Consider the following 19,241-nt stretch of genomic DNA (forward strand, 5'->3'; position numbering starts at 1 on the left):
GCTGTAGTAACATCTATGAGCTGAAGAATATTCAATCATGTAAATCCACAGCGTACTAAATCTATCTCTTTATGTAGTACCTTTATTCACATATCACCCCTCGAAAACCGCTTTACATAGGATACTTTTGTTAGCGGCAGTGCAATTAATCTTTCTTGTCCCACTTTCCATTCAAAAACTCGAGTGAGACCTTTAAAAACTCAGATTGAAAATCGGCGTTCAGGTGTGGTAAATGTCCTCCGTTAGGAATAATCCAAAGCCGGCTGTTGGGTATGTATTGATGCATTTCTAACGCTTGCTGTAACGGAACAGCCTCGTCATTATCTCCTTGTACAACCAACCATTTAGCCTTTATCGTACTCAAAATATCCGGAGTAAAGGAAGGGTCTCCATAAAGGGTTAAGTTCTGCCAGAACGCCTTTGCCAAATACACCTGTTTTTCTGGGCCGTGTGGCGCGGCCCATTGCATAAATTGATTCAGTCCATTTTTTGTTACCCACTCTCTTGTGTACTTACTAAAATAAATTTGTGCCCCGATTGCAATAACAGATTTGAATCTCTCCGGCTGCATTATACTAAGATGTAGTAGCGTCATGCCTCCGCTGCTTGCGCCAATTGCATTCACTTTGTTTAGTTTCAACGAGTCCAACAGGGCAAGAATAATTTTCGCATAGTCTCCATGCTTAAAATTGAAATCGTCTTCCCTATAAATATCAGAGCGTCCATGCCCCATCATGTCAACGGCAATCGTTCTAAACTGTTTTGAGTAGGTCTCTACATAAGGCTTCCAATGGTCAGCAGTTCCAAAAAAACTATGGAGTAATAAAAGAGGTTCTCCGTTACCGGTATCTTCATAATAAATTTTGGTCCCATTATAGTTAAAGAACTTTCCGTTAGGATTAATTTTTACTTGCCCGTATGTGGCGAAGCAGGAGATAAAAACCAAAATTAAAATTGTGAATTGTTTCATTTTTTGATTTTTTGAAGTTGTGACTATATTGCCGCTAATGGATTAGGGCTTGCCGATGTACCGGCATTAGCATTCCGTCAGCTTAAATTTATTAATAAAGTTGGATAGTGTTCTATTGTTTAGCCTTTGTTCGTGAGCCGGTATATTAGCAAACCCCTGTTAGCGGTAGACTTGTTTGTCCAGCCGATATAATACCTGTCTGAAATATTTATTCAAAGCACCAGTCCCACTAAATGTCTCTAACACTTTTTGTGCTGCGTCAATCTCTGCTTGTCTGTATAATTGTTGGTCACATTTGAAATGCTGCCTAAATAAACCATTCTGTAAATTAAATTGTCAGGCTGAAGTTGTACAGCTTTGAAAAGCATCTGTTTTCCTTCTTTCTCCAAGTCGTCGTAGTCGCCATACTCATAAGGAAATATTGAGACCGTGTACCCTGCAATGAAATTGAAATCGGCATTGCCTGCAAAAGTTTTCTTGCCTTCGTCAAACATTATTTGCAGCAAGTGTCGCAAGTTTACTTTGTCATGGAAGCTACTCGGCGCATCTTCGATGACTGACCACAAAAAGAAATAAAAGTGCTTCCAGACCTTGTAGTCATTTTTATTCTGATTATAAAGTTTACTGTAAGTATCAAAAGCCTCGTCAAACCGTTCGTTGTCCTCTAAGGTGAATATGTCTTGAAGTGATTGTGTCATTTTGAAGACTGTGTCAGCTTACAGCCAACTCCCAAATATACGCAACCCTAACTAACGGATTGCGCAAGTCCATCCGACAGCCGGCGCATTTGCGTAACTATTGCTAATCGTATTGTTCTTACCGGAACAATTAAATGGCAATTCAACCCCCATTTACCAGCCTGTTCCTTTTTTACCATCTCTCTCTACCATTCAAACCCAAAAAGCTACTATTTTTGATGCTCCTGAATGCAATACCATTACATTACCATAGAAGGAAACATTGGAGCCGGCAAAACCACGCTGGCGCACCTGCTGGCAAAAAGACTGAATGCAAGACTGATACTGGAAGAGTTTGCCGATAATCCTTTTCTACCTAAGTTTTACGAAAATCCAAAGCAGTACGCCTTTCCGCTGGAACTGTTTTTTATGGCAGAACGGTTTAAGCAGCAAAAAGATATGCTGCATACCACCGATTTATTTCACAGTATTACGGTGTCAGATTACCTCTTTACCAAATGCCTGCTTTTTGCCAAAGTCAACTTGCCCGAAGAAGAGTTTAAACTCTACCAAAAGCTGTTTGATATTATGGAGCAGCAACTCATTTTTCCGGATTTGCTTATTTATCTGCACAGCCCGGTAAGCAGGCTGCAGGCAAACATTAAGCGGCGCAACCGCTCGTACGAGCAACAAATACCCGACAGTTACCTGTTGAATATACAAGAAACCTATATGAATTACATCAGGCAATGCGGGATAAAAACCATTTTTATCGATGCTTCCAATGCCGATTTTTTGAGCGACGAAACGCACCTGCAGGCAGTGCTGAATGTACTGCATGATGGCTTTGCAGGAGACCAGTTTTATTTGGAGTTTGAATAGATGTTTCCAGTTGCCAGATACCGGCTACCAGTAACTCCAGACTGGCATCCGCATTTGAATAACCTTAACCAACAGCATGGCTGAACCAATTACTAAATACAATCCGTTTGCATCTGTAAATATTATCGAATATCGCAACCTGCTGATGGGCAGGTTTACTTTTACCTTCGCTATCCGCATGCTTACCACCGTTATGGGCTGGTGGATCTACAACCTCACCAACGACCCGTTTGCAATTGGTCTCATTGGTCTTTCGGAAGTAATACCGGCGGTAAGCATGGCGCTCTATGCCGGGCATATTATAGACCTGAGCGAAAAGCGGAAACTCCTGCTTACCTGTATTGGCTTATACGCATTGGCAGCCGCTATTTTCTTCTTTTTATCCACGCATTTTACGGCACAGCATTTAAGCAATCACAACATTGCCGCCTGTATTTATGCAGTTATTTTTTGTACTGGTATTGTACGCTCATTTGGTGGGCCTACTTTTAGTGTGCTGGTAGCTATCATAGTGCCCAGAGCGTTGCTGCAAAATGCTACTACCTGGAGCCAGGGCGCATATATGTCCGCCTCGGTGATGGGACATGCGATTGGCGGATTTTTAATTGCCGGTTTTGGCATTACCGGTACGCTGGCAGTTATTGTTTTTATGCTGATTGTTTCCTTTTTATGCCTTTTTCGGTTACATAAAAAACCACCGTTAAACGAGCGTAGTGAAAAGCGCACCTGGGAGAGCGTGCGGGAAGGGCTGGTATTCGTATATAAAACAAAAGAACTGCTCGGTGCTATTTCGCTCGATTTGTTTGCCGTATTGTTTGGCGGTGCGGTAGCAATGGTACCGGTATATGCAAGAGATATATTGAAGGTTGGTCCGCAAGGCTTTGGCTTTCTCAACGGGGCTTCGGATATGGGGGCGATATCAATTGTTATTCTCATTACCTTATTTCCCCTAAAACGCAGGCAAGGCAGTAAACTAATGTATGCCGTGGCAGGGTTTGGTATTTGTATCATCGTTTTTGCCGTATCCAAATGGTTCTGGTTATCCTTTTTTGCATTAATGATAAGCGGTATGCTGGATGGCGTCAGCGTGGTGGTGCGTGGTACTATTTCGCAGTTGAAAACGCCGGATAATATGCGTGGCCGTGTGTTGAGTGTAAACAGTATGTTTATCAATAGCAGCAACGAATTAGGCCAGTTTGAAAGTGGTGTAACGGCAAAGTTGATGGGCGTAGTGCCATCCGTAGTGTTTGGCGGCTGTATGACTTTATTGGTAGTAATTATTACCTGGTTTAAAGCGCCCAGTTTGAGAAAAATGGAATATTAAGATGTAAGCTTTTAAGATACAAAATGACAAGGAGCATGTTTGAAAGTTTACAGGTTCCATTGTGTATGAGTTTGTAAATTGAATGGAAAAATGTAACCGTTAAGGCGTGAAAACGCAAAGCATTTATTTAATAAAATTCATTTGCGTAACCCTGCTTTTACCGGCTGACTCAGATTTCTTCAGGACTTTGGAGTTTATGCGATCCGTAAACTATCAAACTCGTAAGCCCTTAAACTTACTGCTCCCGCTGTACATGGTCATCTATCATCTGTCCACTCTATTTTCCTTTCATCCGTTTATTTTACAATAACTTTATTCCAAATAGAGAAAACAATATTTTCGCTTACTTAAAAAACTACTATTTATGACGAAAACAGCTTGCCGCTACGGCACTTTTCTTTTCCTGATAGTCATTTTGATTTCTTCCTGTTCTAAGAAAGCGCCTAAGCAAACGCAATATATACCCAAAGATGCGAGTGCCGTGTTCAGCATCAACCCCAAACAGTTGTTTGATAAGCTGAACAACAATCACGTGAATATTGATTCCATTATGAAAGCTGCTTCTGATGACAGCACGATGCGGTGGACGATGGAAGATATTAAAAATTCGGGTATTGACATGGATGCAGATGTGTACCTGTTTGCACAGCAGGCAGGCTCTATTATGAGCGGACAAAACTCGGTATTGGGTTTTGTTGGCGCTTTGCGCAGTACTTCGGATTTTGAAGCTTTTTTGAAGAAAAAAATGCCTTCGGTACAATTTCAAAAAGCAAGCGGCTACTCGTATGCCAACCTGAAGGAGGGTTTTGTTGCCGGCTGGAACGATGATGCCGCTATCATAACCAAAGCAACCAGCATGAATATGCAAAGCGGCGAAATGAACAGCGATGATTTTGGTGCTTCGCAAAAAGCACTCACTACCTATTTCACCCAAAAGGAAGATGCTTCCATTGCTTCGGTAGATGCCTTTAAAGATGCGGCAAAAGAAAAAGCCGATATGCATTTGTTCACTTCTTCCAATGCTGCTTTGGCTACTATACCTATGCTGGGTATGAGTAAAGCTTCAGATTTGCTAAAAGATTTATACAGCGCCAGCACTATCAATTTTGAAGATGGCAGAGTGGTGATGGATTCAAAAGCATATATGAATGATATGCTTGCTGATACACTTAAGAAATATACCGGCTCAAAAGTGAACATGGATATGGTAGATCATTATCCCGGTGCAGTGAACGGCTTTGCGGTGTTTTCGTTCGATCCCAGGCTGCTTACTGCTGTTATGAACATAGCTGGCGTTACCACCACTGCCAATCAGGGGTTGCAGCAGTTTGGCTTTACGGTAGATGATGTAATAAGAGCGTTTAAGGGCGATTTTGCTATTATTTTTTCCAACTTTGGTGTAGAAGAAAAAGCCAGTCCGGAATATCCTGGTATTAAATATAAACAACCAGCTGTCAAGATGCTTATCAATGCAGCTATTGGCGATAAAGCATCGTACGATAAAGTGGTGGCAGGTTTGGCGGCGAAAGGAATTATGGTGCAAAAAGATGGTCAGTATATGCTGAAAGAAATGGCAGAAGGTACAGCCGATGGTTATGTAATGAATGCCGATGCTAAAAACCTGATCGTGGCTTCGGATGCAGCTTTATTACAGCAATACAAAGCCGGCACCGGCAAAGTAGTACTGCCGCAAGGTATTGAAGACAAAGCAAGGGGAAATGCCATGGCTTTTTATGCGGATATTACTTCTATGCTCAATGCCATTCCGCCCGATACTACCGGCCAGCCAATGATGAACAGTGCAAAACAAACTTTTAGAGATGCCATTATTACCAGCGAGAACATCAATGGCAACTCTGTAAAAGGGCGCCTTGAATTGCGCCTGGTAAATGAAAAAGAAAACAGCCTGGCTGCACTTAGCCGTTATTTTGGTACGGTAGCAAATACGATAGGCGAGATGAAAGAAATGAATGGTATGAATGATGATACTTTTGGTGCACCAAAACCGGAGGATATGGATACAGCCGCAATGGAGCCGCCCAAAATGGAACCTGAAAAGTAGTTTTTAAATGGTAAATTGTAAGTGCCATGCCGCTGAGCGGCATGGCACTTTATTTTTGGAGCAAATAGCAATGTTGCTAACTGTTACAGTAGCTGATGTTATTCCATTAAATGCAAGGCTGGTTTACTTAAAATTATTTGCATTTATAGTTTCAAAGAAAGGACGTTATGCAAAGTAATCTTTACCCTTCTTTATGCCTTTGCAACTTTTTGGATAAAGAGGTATTTTTAAACAGTCTCTTAATCCAAAAAATGCGCGTACTTGTTTTGCTGTAACCAGTTCTTCATTTCATCATAGTTTTCTATCATATCTTCCAGCTTACTGGGGTTTAATTTTTTGGAGACCGGCGCTAAGGGTATATCTTTTACATTAATAAAGTTTAGAATCTTACTTATCGTGGCATCCCAGTTATCAAAATCTTCATACGCAATTGTAAGCCTGTTCATAGATGCCGTTGTTTGTTCAAGCTGCTTGTTAATGCTGTTTATGTCTGCCATTTTTTTGCCGAGCATAGTTGTATCTACATGAAACTTAGGCAACTTCTCCGTGGTTTTTCCATTGTTGTGATAAATGCCGGTATGCCTTGCTCTAAGATCTGATAAGGTATTCTTCAATAAATTTTCGCGCAGGAGCAAAATAACCTTTACATCATTTTTTTTAATGTAATCAATAATGCCGGGTAAGTAAGCCGTTTGAAAATGCATGAGTTTGAATCCTTTTGCATGTTCACCATTCCTGGCAGTAAAAAACCTGTTGAGAAAAGATTTCAGATTCAGCCACATATTGGGGAAGTTCAGCATATAAATCAGCTTGTTAGATACGGGTAATTTCCAGAAACGGAAGCTACATTCACCATGAAAGCTGGTGCCCCCCAGCAGGAATACTTCACCTGCACAAAATATTTCGGGGTGCGTATCGAGCGATTTTACTAATAAAGTAGAGCCTGTTCTTGGGGTAGTAAACACAATAAACTTCGTCATACGGTTTTATTCTTTAGCTCAGTTATGGCTGCTGTTTTATCCTGCACTCCATCTGTTGCTGTTATGGTGGTACTTGCCGGCAAATATATCAGTAAATTGTTATATTCTTAACTGCTTCGTTAAAACATTCAGTAGTGTTTTCAAATGTATGATGGGATGTTGATATATTCCTTTTGCCAACTGCTGTAAAGCATTTAACACATATTATCATACATTTGAAAACACTACCAAATATTCTTTACCGCAGAAAACGGTATAAAATATACAGGTAAAACAAATCTTCGCTTAAAACTTAGGATTTGATGCAGTAAACTTTTAGCGGTTTTTTGCCATTTACCAATTATTCCCCAACGCTTAATAAATCAACTGGCAAAAATATATAACTGACTGTTGATTGGCTTGTATGAATTGTAGTGAAATGCAGTGGATGTATTTTATATTTGGTCGCGCATGATTTTCCTTAAACATCAACTGGTTGTATTCTTTTTTTTGTTTGTCTGTACCCTCGGTGTAGTGGCACAACAGGAATATCTTTTTTCTCACATTGGCACCCGCGAGGGCGTGGCCTCCAACGATGTAATAGCTGTGCAGCAGGATAAAGAGGGCTTCATCTGGATAGCTACGCTAAATGGATTGCAGCGGTACGATGGTTCACGCCTGCTTACCTTTCGGCACAGGGCAGATGATACTACAACCATACCCGGCAACAAAATATTATTCATGCAAATGGATACCAAAAACCGGCTGTGGCTCCTGTGCGATGATAATGATGTGGGTTATTTTAATACTATTGATTTTACATTTCATCCGGTGCATGTGGCAGTGAGCACTAGTGCAATTAAAAAAGCAGAGGGGCATTTATTTATAGATGATACGGGAAATGTTTTTCTGCGGTTATCTGGCGAGCCTTTACTCCAGTTTGATGAAGCTGCAAATACTTTTTCTGCTGATAATGTCTTGGTTCCATTACCTTCAAAGTGGCATGCCGTATGGTTATTTCAGGACGAGCAACAGCATAATTACTGGATAGCCTGCGATTCCGGATTAGTAAAATTTAATCCCAAAACCAAAACGCTTTCTTACCGCAACCATAACAACGATAACGATGTAGTAATAAATCAGTATGCTGCGCTAACGCATACATCGTACCCTTATTTGGACAGCAAGGGTAGGTTTTGGATCGTATCGTGGCCACCGTCGGGTTTATCTGTTTACAGCTTTAATCTTTATACAAAGCAGCAGGAGCACCGGGAAGTGGCTTTAGGAAAGCTGTTGCGTTATGTATATTACGAAATAGATGGCATACAAGAACTAAAGGATGGCACTTTATGGTTTACCGGCTACAACCTGTTGGCTACCTTCAACAACAAAGCAAATAATTTCAAGGTATTTAAAAACGATTTGCCGGGTGAGTACAGCATTCACTACGATATGATATATCAACTGTATGAAGACCGTGAAAAAAACATTTGGGTTTGCACTAACAAAGGCTTGTATCGCTTTAATCCATCGGCACAACTGTTTCGTACCATTAGCCTTAAACGCCCCGGCAAAGACTCGCTTTATACCCCCGATGTTACAGACATTATACAAGCACGAACCGGTGATATACTGGTGAGCACCTGGGGGAGTGGTATTTTCTCTTACGACAGCAGCCTCGAACCAAAACACTTGTTGTATGTGGATGCCTCGTTTAAAAAAAGCAACCTGTTTACCTGGTGTACTCATCAGCGTGCCAATGGTGATATTTGGAGCGGTCATCAAGATGGCAGCTTGTTTATTATTCATACCAACACAAAACAGCAAACAGACAAGTTGCAGCTGCCGGTTTTTGAAAACAGCACTATCCGGCAAATAGCCGAAGATAAAAAGGGCAATTTGTGGCTGGGCACACAAAAGGGATTATTGATAAAATGGGACGCGGCTGCTAATACATTTACCCTCATGCAACGGCTGCAAAGTATCGTGTACCGGCTGTATATAGATTGGCAGGGCGATATATGGGCATGTACACAAAAAAACGGTATATATAAAATAAATGTAAGCGATGGCAGTATTGCTTTGCACTACACGGCCGAAAGTGATGCTGCAAGGCGGCTGATGAGGGTAGGTGCTGATGATATTGTGCAATACAACGATAGCTTGTATATCATTGCAAGTGGCGGTTTAAATATATTAAATATTAAAACCAGCACTATTCGTTATTTCAACGTCAATAGTGATATTTTTTCCAACACAGTGTCTAATATTGTTGTAGATAAACAGGGGTTGCTGTGGGTAACTACACAAAGCGGCTTGTTCAGCATCAACCTGAAAAATAAGGCTGTAGTACACTATGAGGAAAGTGACGGGCTGCAAAATAATTTTTTCAATCCTGCATCTGCAACTGTGCTTAACGACGGGCGTATAGCTTTGGGTACCAGTCATAATTTTATTGTTTTTAATCCGGGTGAGATAATGCAAACCGGTGCAGTGCCGCCCGGCGTGAAAATTACCGGTTTTGCGCTGATGAATAAGGCACTGCCATTAGATTCCCTTGCAAAACAAAAAGCCATTGTACTGCCTTATAGCCAAAACTCTATAACTATTGCTTTTTCTACTTTACATTACCAAAACAGTTATGCCATTTTATACAAGCTGGAGGGGTTGGATAAAGAATGGATTAGTGCCAAAAATAATGAGGCAATATACAGTTATTTGCCGCCGGGCACCTACACCTTTAGCATAAAAGCTGTAAATGCAAATAATACCTTTAGCAACGAAATAACTACTTTATCTATAGCGGTGCAGGCGCCATTTTGGAAAACATGGTGGTTTTACAGCCTGTTGTTGCTGGCGGGCATCGCATTTTTATATTGGCTCGACAGAGAGCGTATGAAGCGTAAAGCCGTACTGCAAAATATGCGCAGCAACATCTCCGGCAGCCTGCACGAAGAGATAAATAATGCACTGCAAAACATCAATGTACTGAGCGAAATTGCCCGCATAAAAGCAGATAAGGAACCAGAGCAATCGAAAAACTATATAGATGAGATACACCACAAATGCAATAGCCTTATTGAAGCGATGGACGATATGCTGTGGAGCATTGACCCGGCAAACGATACAATGGCGCACACCATTAGCCGAATGAAAGAAATTGCGCATACTATCAGCTATCGGTACAATACTGCTATACAGGTGAATAACGATGACAAAGTAATACAGCTAAAACCTGATATGCGGCGCCGCCACGAACTGATGATCATATATAAAATGACCTTGCAACTGTTGGCAGCGCAAATGCACGCACGTACTATCTTAGTTGAGTTGAGCTTTGTAAAAAGTCATGTACAACTTAATATGTTTGCTGCCGGCGTAAAACTGAACAGCGGCAATACCGTACAGGAAACCATCAGGAGTTTAAAAGCAAAAACTGCTATGCTAAAAAGCAGTTTGGAGGTACAGGCAGATGATAAAGGTGTAGGAATTATCCTGTTGGTAAAGCGGTAAGCGAATGGGGTTATTGCACACGCCTGCCTATATCGGAAAACAGGAATGACATGGACTGAAGCACGAATTGTTTTTGGATAAGGATTATACTGATAGAGTGTACTGATGAAGTTGATAAGTATAGTGTCAAATTAAATTTGAGCTGCGATGGGCATTGTCATTTCACTAAGCAGAAACATTTTACCTGTTCTTAGCTCAAAGTGCACAACTTACGGTCTGCAGCTTTCAGCTTTCCCCTATTTTCCCATCCATTTTTTGAAATCGCTTACTTTTTCACGGCTTACTACAGCTTCTTTATCCAGTGCAGGGCGTAACCCAAGGATAAGCCGGTTGCCAAAGTAGTCATCAATTTTATCTATGCTTGCTGCCGATACATAAAATGAGCGGCTGATGCGGAAATATTGCTGCGGATCAATCATATCTTCCAATTCATCCATCGTATAGTCCACTACAAATTTTTTATTGTCATGCGTCATGAAAAAGTTCAGGCGGCCATCGCTAAAAAAGTAAGCAATGTCTTCTACTTCGATACTTACCAAACGTTGCCCCAACTTTACTAAAAAGCGCTTGCGATATTCTTTCGGTTGGAGCTTCTCCTTTAGTTCTTTTACCAATTTGTCAAGACTTACACTGCCGGATGATGATTCTTGCACTGTATAGGTTTCTTTCAATTTTCTATACTTATCCATGGCTGCCTGTAGCTCCTCTTTTTGTACCGGTTTCAGCAGGTAGTCGATGCTGTTTACTTTAAAAGCTTTCAATGCATATTCATCATACGAAGTAGTAAATACCACAGGACTTTTTACTTCAGTTAGTTTAAAAATTTCAAAGCTTTGTCCATCTGCCAGCTCAATGTCCATCAATATCAGGTCGGGTGGCGTGTTCTGCTGCAGCCACGATACGGTACTTTCAATACTATCTGTTACACCGGCCACCACAGCATGCTCATCTACTGCCTGCAATGTTTTTCTTATCTTCTTTACGGCTAAATCTTCGTCTTCTACTATTAAAATATTCATACCCTTTTACCGCCTGCAGCGGCAGCTTTTAAGTTTCGTTATTGGATATTATTATAGAAAATAACCAGACAATTATTGTTGTATGCATCTATGTTTGCCACAACATTATAAACAAATAATTATCTTACTTTTTACGATTCATAATTCACAATTCACACCTTCATCTCCACCACATCATTCATATTGTTCCATAGCAGTGGCAGTACCACCATAAAGTTGCTTTTGCCTTCCACTACCTGAAACCCTTTTTGTCCCATCAACTGATATTTCAACCGGATGTTATTCAAACCAATCCGGGTAGATTTTCTATTCAACTGCTTTTTCTGAAGGTTATTATTCACTACCAGTTTGTTGCCGGCGGTAGTAAAAATCTCTATTATCAGCGGCTGCTGGCGCGATACAATATTGTGCTTTACGGCATTCTCTACCAATAATTGCAAACTAAGCGAAGGCACCTGATATTTGTAATAGCGTTTGTCAATATCTATGTTCAACTGCAGTGCATCGCCATACCTCGTTTTGAGCAGTTGAAAATATGAGCTAATGAAAGCAACTTCTTTTTCCAGCGTACTCATACTGTCTTCATTATTCTTCAGCAGGTAGCGATATACTTTGCTCAACTCATCCAAGAAGTGTTCCGCTTCTTCTTTATCTTCCTGTATCAGCGATGACAGTGTATTGAAGCAATTGAACAAAAAATGCGGATTGACCTGATTTTTTAACAACTCAAACTCATGTGCGGTATGCGTTTGTTCGGCTAGTTCTTTTTCGGTGAGACTTTCCTTATATTTTTCCAGCACATATAATACCTCCCATAGCGTATCAAAAATCACATTTATAGAAAGACCGATAAGATAACCCCATTTTAAATCATTGCTGTTTAATTGATAGCCAAGTATATGAAAAGTATCGTACACCCAGAATATAAAAAGCACCGAAGGGGTCATTACCAGCACATTAGTAAATATTTTATAGAGCACCCGTTTTTTCGTTTGCTTTAACGAAGGAAACAAGCGGCGGATAAAATGGTCGTACTGAATGTGCATGTACCATGAGCCAATACCAATTGCATAAATGAGCGGATACGAGAAAACCCATACTCTCCAGTCGGTCCATTGTTGCTTATCATACAGCACGGTATTAAATGCCACATCAATAAATGGCATGGAAATAAGAAAGCTATACACCTGTACTTTCAGCGGTTTCGACCATTTCCATTTCATGCCAGTACCTCTTCTTTTTCAATTAATGGAATAAGAATGTCACGCTGGGTTGCCGTTTCGTAGATCTCCACTTCCTTTTGGCTAAGCAACTTATATTTATTGACCAAATCGTCCAAAGCTTCTTCGTAGTTAATGGCATCGCTGCTGTTTTTGGGCTGCAGCGTATTATGTATTACCAGCGCATTATGTGTATTGGTATAAATATGAATATGCACTGGATTAGCTTTGCTGAAAGCATTGCGGTAAATAATATTTTCCAGAATTATCTGCAAGCTCAGCGGTGCAATCATTCTGTAACGGCTACTTTCATCTACATTGATTGCTACATCGAGTGCACTGCCAAAGCGGGTAATATTAAGGTACAAATACGCGTCGATAAACTTCAGCTCTTCGTCCAGACTCACCAGCGGATCTTCATCACCTTTCAACAGGTAGCGATATACCTTGGTCATTTCATCTAAAAACTGTTCTGCCTCATCTCCGTCTTCGCTGATGAGGCTTGATAAGGTATTGAAACAATTGAACAAAAAATGCGGATTTATCTGTCGCTTGAGACTCAGCAATCTGCTTTTTTGGTAGGCGTTTTGAAGCCGCCCTGTTTCGGTAACGGATGTTTTCCACTTGTCCCAGCCGGCAGCCGCTTCGTTAATAAAGGTGAGCATTGTACTGGCAAGGCATCCAAAGCCAACAGTCCACCATTCCATGCTTCTCAATGGTTTGCACCCAAGCCAACTGATACTTTCGTAAAGAATGTACAAGCTTTGTACAGTCAGTATATTCATCAGGTAAAAGATGGGCAGCATCAGCGCTATGCGCCTGAACAGATCGCCATCCTGCGGAAAGCGTTTTCTTATCATTAGCGCTACGGTGCCAAATACTGCATAAATGAAAGCAAAATAAACGGCTGAAATAATAAAACTCTCTACAAAAATTTTAAAAGAGCTGAAGATACACGAGCCGAAAACAAGCGTATTCATTGCCATGGTATATGGCGCCATGACCCACGCAAAAATGATGGGTTCTTTTCCGCTGTACCGCCTGATTTGCATACGCTCAAATTAACGAATGTTGGTGCAATTAATTGGGGTAAATAGGGCAGAATGTATTTATGAATGATTGAATTGAGAGAAAATGGGTATTAATTGTGAGCGGTGAATTGTGAGCGGTGGTTGTGAGTAAATAAAAACGCTTGCAGGGCTTTGAATCCTATAAGCGTTATCACCCAGTCATAATAAAAATCATTACATCGTAAACAGCAGCACAACAACGGCTATCACCAGCAAGGCAATGATTACATACACCCACCAATAGTTCTTCTTTTCCACTTCCGGCTGTGCCAGCAATTCTTCCATGTGTTTATTAGTATGCTCGTCTTCACCCACACGTATGGTATGAACGTCTTCGCGGCGAATGACGCGCTCTACAGGTATCACTGGTAATGGTGTTTTATCAGCATCATATTTTATAAAAGAAATCACATCGTCGGGTTGTCTGCTTAGTATGCCAATGCCGCTTAAATTGTATTCACCATCTTTCACCAGGGCTTCTTTAATACGGTGCATTTCTTCGTTGTACAGTTTTACCGAAGTGATTTTATCCACCCTTAAATCGCGCGCAATAAAATTGAAGAACTGGTTGTTGTTGGGCTGGCTTTCGGGCTCAAACTTTATTTCACTTACTGGCGGATACAGGAGTTTGGCAGTGAAATCAAGTTGTGCCGGTGTTTCTTCCAGCACAAAATTGCCAATGCCATGCAGGCTTAATTTTTTATGATGCTTCAAATAATTTCGCAAACTGTATGCAATCATTATTGTCCGGTTTTTTGACCAAATGAATAAATTATACCTCCCAACACATTAAACCCTAATACCGGATATTGGTTCCAGCGCTGATATTTATTATTAAAAAGGTTATTAAACTGCAACCATGCGCTAAAGTTGCCTGTTAACTTTACTTCCGCACCGGCATTCAAATCGAATGCAGGGTCAAGCCGGCGCAATTCCTTGCTGATGGTTAAATAACGTGGTCCATCCCAAAAATACACATCACTTTTAAATAAAACATCCTTCGTTACCTGCCAGCGCAACGAGCCGTTAATGTCAATGGGCAGCAAGCCGTATGCTTTATCATTATCTGTTAAGTTGCTGTATTTATTGATAGACGCACCTGCTAAAAACGATAATTTTTCCTGGATAGTATAACCCAGTTCGCCATGCAGGCGAATATCTTTCATGTCGCTTTCATTCACCATGTAAAACGATTTGCCGGTAATGGTATCATTTACAAACAGCGGCTGGTTGCGTAGATGTAAATAAGACACTTTTGCATTGTAAGTAACATGGCTGCCGGCAGAACCTTTAAAGCCTGCATACTGTTCTGTAATGCGCGTACTTTTCAAGAACTTAGGCTGCTGCAGCCAGGGGTTAAACTCCGAAAGTGATTCATAACTATTCTTATTGTAATAGCCCGTCCAGCCTGCCATCAGCACAAATTTTTCTTCATTTATTTTAGCTTCGGCTGTAAAGTTGGGCAGTAAGTAAAAATCTTTATTATCCCATGATGGCGTGATACCGGCAACAATTTTAAAGGCATTCGCGCCGTATTGTACAGCAGGAGAAAGATATACCAAGTTGTTGTTGATTTTGCCCGCACTATCACTTTTATAACCTGTAAGATTAGCCGTAATGCCAAAGTTAAAAATGAAGTTGTCTCCAAAGGCTTTCGATACCGGGGCGTCTAATATCAAATTGGTTTCATTACCGTTTTTACCATCCGTAAAACCATCTATATACAAGCTGGGATTGTAATTGATGCCCATGCTGTTGATGGTCTTATTGCGCATGCCAACTTTAGCGCCAAATGTATTAAAGCGGTTGCGCAAATCATCTTTGGGAAATAGTAGTGAATCGGGCTGAAAACCGTACTGGTAGCGGGTTCTGTTGTTATAAAATATTTTGCCGGTAAATTCATTTACACCATTGGTGATAATGCCTGTTGCATCTACATCGGCATTGCTGTACTGCTGAAAGGGCATATTGCCTTTAGATGAAATGTATTTGGCATGAACATTTACAATGCTTTTATTGCCATCTCCAAAAGATAAACCGGCTTGTAAAAAAGGAGTGGCGTAATTGCCAAAACCGGCTTTCACATAATTACTGTTTTCCCAATGCATAGCCGTATCTATATCGGCTGCCAACGGCTTTAATGCAGCAGGCTGATAAGCAAAAAACAAATTTTGCGAAGGCACGTTATATTGCAGTGTGGGCAACACGCTATCAGCCGGTGGTGCAGCAGCGCTAAAGTTGACTTTTGCAGCGGGTTTCAGTTCTGGTTTGTACGAAGAAGTTACAGTTACAGTTCTGCTGGGGATAGTAGTATCGGCAGACGATTTTTCTGCTTGTCTGGTTGTTGTTGCTTTCCTTTTTACAGGTGTTTTTTTGCGTTGCTGCGCATCGGCAAACTGTACTAAAAACACTAATAAGGCTATTGCTATAAATGATTTTTTCAACTTTTATTGATTTAAAGTTTGATCTATTTTACTGTTTTTATTTTTCTCCTTTACCACAGTGTCCAGCTTCTGCTGCGCTTCCTGTTTCAGTGCATCATCAGTGGCATTTTCCACCACACTTTTCAGTGTAGCTTCGGCATTAAAATAGTCGCCCTGGCGGTAGTACACATCGCCCAGTAAAATATAAGCTTTGGTAATCCAGTAATCGTAAGAGCCGGCTTTATTAATCACATCAAAGCCCGCTTTTTCTGCACTTTTAAGCTCTCCTTGTTCCAGTGCAATTTCGGCTATGCGGTAGCGTGCTTCTGCGCCATATTCACTCTTGCCCAATGCTACAACCGACTTGTATGCGGCAACGGCATCGCTCAACTGATTGTTTGCCTGATAGCTTTTTGCAATCACCAGGTTTGCCATCATTTTATCATCAGTTGCTATACCTTTTTGTGTAAGCAAATCCTGTGCATTAGGCACTGCCTCTGCAAACTGCTGCAACTTGTACTGGCAACGTAATAAGCCGCGCATGCTTTCCAGTTTGGTATCTTGGCCGGTAGCAATGGTTTTTAACTGTGCAAAATATTGCTCAGCTTTAGCGTAATCCTTTAGCTCAAAATAGTAAATCCTTGCAGCCTGCAACACTGCAAACTCTGCATATTTATTGGGTGCTTTATCGGCAACAGCCGTATAGTAGGTTAATGCATTATTGTAGTCTTTTCTGCCGTTGAAAATAGTGCCTGCAAAGTAGCCGGCATCTATGGCGTAGCGACCATCGGGGAACTGTGAAAGGTAAGACTGAAAGCCTTTTAACGCATTATCCAAATCCTTATTAGAATAACTGATGTAAGCAGCAGTATAAGTTAAAGAATCCTGCTCGTTGCGGCTTACATCTTTGCCATTCTGCCGCATAAAAGTTACAAACTCATTAGGCTGTTGGCGGCTGATAAAAATGTTTCTTACATACTCTATTGCTTCATTACTTTCATCCGCACTTGGATAAGCGGACATTAATGTTTTAAAGCTGTTCAATGCCTGGTCATTGTTATCCATATTGAAATAACAAACGCCAAGTTTTAAGTAAGCCTGCGGCTTAAAAGAAACCGCATTTTTATTTGCAATGATTGCATTAAGCGGTGCAATGGCATTCCCAAATTCTTCATTCGCCATGTAAGTGTTTGCCATTTCCATATTTGCATCGGGTACCAATACAGAAGAAGGATAGCGCTGTACAAAGTTCTTCAGCAAGGTTAGCTTTTCAGTCCTTTGGTTGCTAGCACCGGCAATGATAGCTTTTTGGTAATACGCGTAATCAGCAGCAGGTAAATTCAAGGCAATAATATTCTCGTAAGACTGCAATGCTTTGCTGTATTTTTTTTGCATGAAATTGCAATCTGCAGCCCTTACAAATGCATCCTGCTGTACGTTGGAAGATGCGGTAGAAACAGTAGTGGTTATCTGCTCAAAGTTTTTAAGAGCAGCAGCCCAATCTTCCACATCCATATACGCATAACCGAGTGTATATCTTGCATCAGTTGCGTTTACTTCGCCATATGTAACCGGGTTGCGCAGGTAAGTTGTAAAATAATAAATGGCAGAATCAGCATCATTCAATCTAAAAGATAATTCGCCTTTCCAGAAGTAAGTTGGCTGCAGTTGTGCTTCGTTGTAATCAGCCGTAAAAATGCGGTTTAATAGTTCATCTGCTGCATCAATCTGCTGCTCATTAATCAATTCTGTTGCTCTGCCATATAATATTCTTGGATACACGCGCAAAGCACTTTCGCTTTGCGAATGCAGGCTTTCAAACAAGCTTAATGCTTCTTTATAATTATTCGTGTTTGCTAATACATTTACCAACAATTCTTTTGCTTCTGGCGCATAAGCAGAATTGCGGTAGGTAGCAAGGAAATTTTGCAGTTCCGTTAATGCCACATCCTGGTAGCCTAATTCATAAGAAAGCTTGGCATATAAAAACTTGGAAATTTCTTTTTGCGTAGTATTACTGCTGTTCAATGCACAAAATAAAAAAGCACTGCGCGCATTCGGTTTTTGTCCTGTTTTTAAATATGCATCGCCCAGCAAATACATACTGTTCTGTGCCAGCGAATCCTGCTTGCCACCCAATTCTTTAAAGCCGGTAATTGCTTTATTCCAATCCTGCGCTACATAATACGTGTAGCTCAATTCATATAAATCTTCGCGGCTCACTTTAGGTGTATTACTTACATAATCTTCAAGGTAAGGACGCGCTTTGTTAAACTGCTTTTTATCAAAATAGGCATGGCCAAGCAACTGTTTTAGTTGCATATTGTAATATTGGTTGCCTTGTTTTAAGGCCGCTTCGCCCGAAGCAATGGCACTATCGCGGTTGCCGGTGAAATAGTAAATTTCAGTTACATAATACGGCACAATGCTTTGATAAGCAGGTTTATCCTGCACCACTTTAAATGCATTCAAAGCTTCTTTATAATTCTTTTCGCCAAATGCAATAAAACCATAATAATAGTTGGCATCTATATAATTCGGGTCGGCCGGTATTTGCCGGATAGAATTAAATAAAGGCTTTGCTTCGCTGAAGCGCTTCATGGTAAAATAGCCATATGCTTCATGAAACTTCATGTTGGCAATTTCGGTATTGCTTAGGTTGTCAATGCCTGCTTTTTCGTAATAGGCAATGGCATTCTCAAAATCTTTTTTTCGATAATAATACTCCGCCAACTGGTAGCTCATCATTTGCACGCGCGGCGCATTGTGCTCTACTTCAGTGAATGTTTTTGCTTTAGGAACTGCTGTTTCATCGTTCAGTTGCAAACCACAGGCAATGGCATAATATTTTGCCTCCAGTTGCTCCGATGTAGGATAGTTGCTCTGCTTGAAACTGTTTTGGTTGTGCAACTCCTCAAACAGCGGATAAGCCAGGCTAAACTGCTGTTTCATATACAGTTCTTTTGCCAGCTTAAACTCTGCGTCAGGATCATTATTTTCTTTAGTTGCCTGCGCATTCACCTGCACTATACTCACTGATAACAAGCAGGATAGAAAAAAGTGTGTTGGTTTCAGCCTCATATTATTTGGTGAACGTCATTTGTGAATAAATATTTAATAAC

13 protein-coding genes are annotated in these 19,241 nt (G+C 40.8%); 4 read left to right on the plus strand and 9 right to left on the minus strand.

The genetic code is table 11. From position 1 onward, the window contains the following. Positions 1-145: 145 nt before the first annotated feature. Positions 146-970: an alpha/beta fold hydrolase gene (locus FC093_RS06465; protein WP_137260950.1), complete on the minus strand. Its 825-nt coding sequence runs from the start codon at positions 968-970 to the stop codon at positions 146-148. A gap of 239 nt (positions 971-1,209) precedes the next feature. Further along, entirely contained in the window at positions 1,210-1,668 is a 459-nt protein-coding gene (locus FC093_RS06470) for a hypothetical protein (protein WP_137260951.1), read from the minus strand. A 228-nt stretch (positions 1,669-1,896) separates the two neighbouring features. On the opposite strand from FC093_RS06470, the gene FC093_RS06475 reads away from it, so the two are divergent. The 3 genes from FC093_RS06475 to FC093_RS06485 all read left to right on the plus strand — a co-directional run bounded on the left by FC093_RS06475 (position 1,897) and on the right by FC093_RS06485 (position 5,915). Next, positions 1,897-2,529, plus strand: coding sequence for a deoxynucleoside kinase (locus FC093_RS06475; RefSeq protein WP_137260952.1), 633 nt, complete (start codon positions 1,897-1,899; stop codon positions 2,527-2,529). Positions 2,530-2,605: 76 nt separating this feature from the next. After that, positions 2,606-3,853 (plus strand): MFS transporter, encoded by a 1,248-nt coding sequence (locus FC093_RS06480; protein ID WP_137260953.1) that lies wholly within the window; start codon positions 2,606-2,608, stop codon positions 3,851-3,853. Positions 3,854-4,217: 364 nt separating this feature from the next. Further along, positions 4,218-5,915 carry a DUF4836 family protein gene (locus FC093_RS06485; RefSeq protein WP_137260954.1) on the plus strand — a complete coding sequence of 566 codons (1,698 nt, stop codon included), beginning with the start codon at positions 4,218-4,220 and terminating at the stop codon, positions 5,913-5,915. Between the two features lie 239 nt (positions 5,916-6,154). Here FC093_RS06485 and FC093_RS06490 read toward each other — a convergent pair whose 3' ends face one another. After that, entirely contained in the window at positions 6,155-6,895 is a 741-nt protein-coding gene (locus FC093_RS06490; RefSeq protein WP_137260955.1) for a sulfotransferase family protein, read from the minus strand. Between the two features lie 450 nt (positions 6,896-7,345). On the opposite strand from FC093_RS06490, the gene FC093_RS06495 reads away from it, so the two are divergent. After that, positions 7,346-10,387, plus strand: a complete 3,042-nt coding sequence (locus FC093_RS06495) for a ligand-binding sensor domain-containing protein (protein ID WP_137260956.1) — start codon at positions 7,346-7,348, stop codon at positions 10,385-10,387. 236 nt (positions 10,388-10,623) lie between these two features. Here the strand turns inward: FC093_RS06495 and FC093_RS06500 are convergent, their stop codons facing one another. The 6 genes from FC093_RS06500 to FC093_RS06525 all read right to left on the minus strand — a co-directional run bounded on the left by FC093_RS06500 (position 10,624) and on the right by FC093_RS06525 (position 19,200). Beyond that, on the minus strand, positions 10,624-11,406 hold the full coding sequence (locus FC093_RS06500; RefSeq protein WP_137260957.1) for a LytR/AlgR family response regulator transcription factor: 783 nt from the start codon (positions 11,404-11,406) through the stop codon (positions 10,624-10,626). A gap of 152 nt (positions 11,407-11,558) precedes the next feature. Further along, positions 11,559-12,629, minus strand: coding sequence for a sensor histidine kinase (locus tag FC093_RS06505; protein ID WP_137260958.1), 1,071 nt, complete (start codon positions 12,627-12,629; stop codon positions 11,559-11,561). Next, complete coding sequence (locus FC093_RS06510) at positions 12,626-13,678, minus strand: sensor histidine kinase (protein ID WP_137260959.1); 1,053 nt, start codon at positions 13,676-13,678, stop codon at positions 12,626-12,628. The genes FC093_RS06505 and FC093_RS06510 overlap by 4 nt, the downstream gene beginning before the upstream one ends. A gap of 192 nt (positions 13,679-13,870) precedes the next feature. After that, on the minus strand, positions 13,871-14,437 hold the full coding sequence (locus tag FC093_RS06515) for a hypothetical protein (protein WP_137260960.1): 567 nt from the start codon (positions 14,435-14,437) through the stop codon (positions 13,871-13,873). Further along, complete coding sequence (locus tag FC093_RS06520; RefSeq protein WP_137260961.1) at positions 14,437-16,140, minus strand: TonB-dependent receptor; 1,704 nt, start codon at positions 16,138-16,140, stop codon at positions 14,437-14,439. The genes FC093_RS06515 and FC093_RS06520 overlap by 1 nt, the downstream gene beginning before the upstream one ends. A 3-nt stretch (positions 16,141-16,143) precedes the next feature. After that, positions 16,144-19,200, minus strand: a complete 3,057-nt coding sequence (locus FC093_RS06525) for a tetratricopeptide repeat protein (RefSeq protein ID WP_137260962.1) — start codon at positions 19,198-19,200, stop codon at positions 16,144-16,146. Between the last annotated feature and the right edge of the window lie 41 nt (positions 19,201-19,241).

Origin of the sequence: Ilyomonas limi, assembly GCF_005233845.1 — a bacterium.
In the GTDB taxonomy this organism is placed as follows: domain Bacteria; phylum Bacteroidota; class Bacteroidia; order Chitinophagales; family Chitinophagaceae; genus Ilyomonas; species Ilyomonas limi.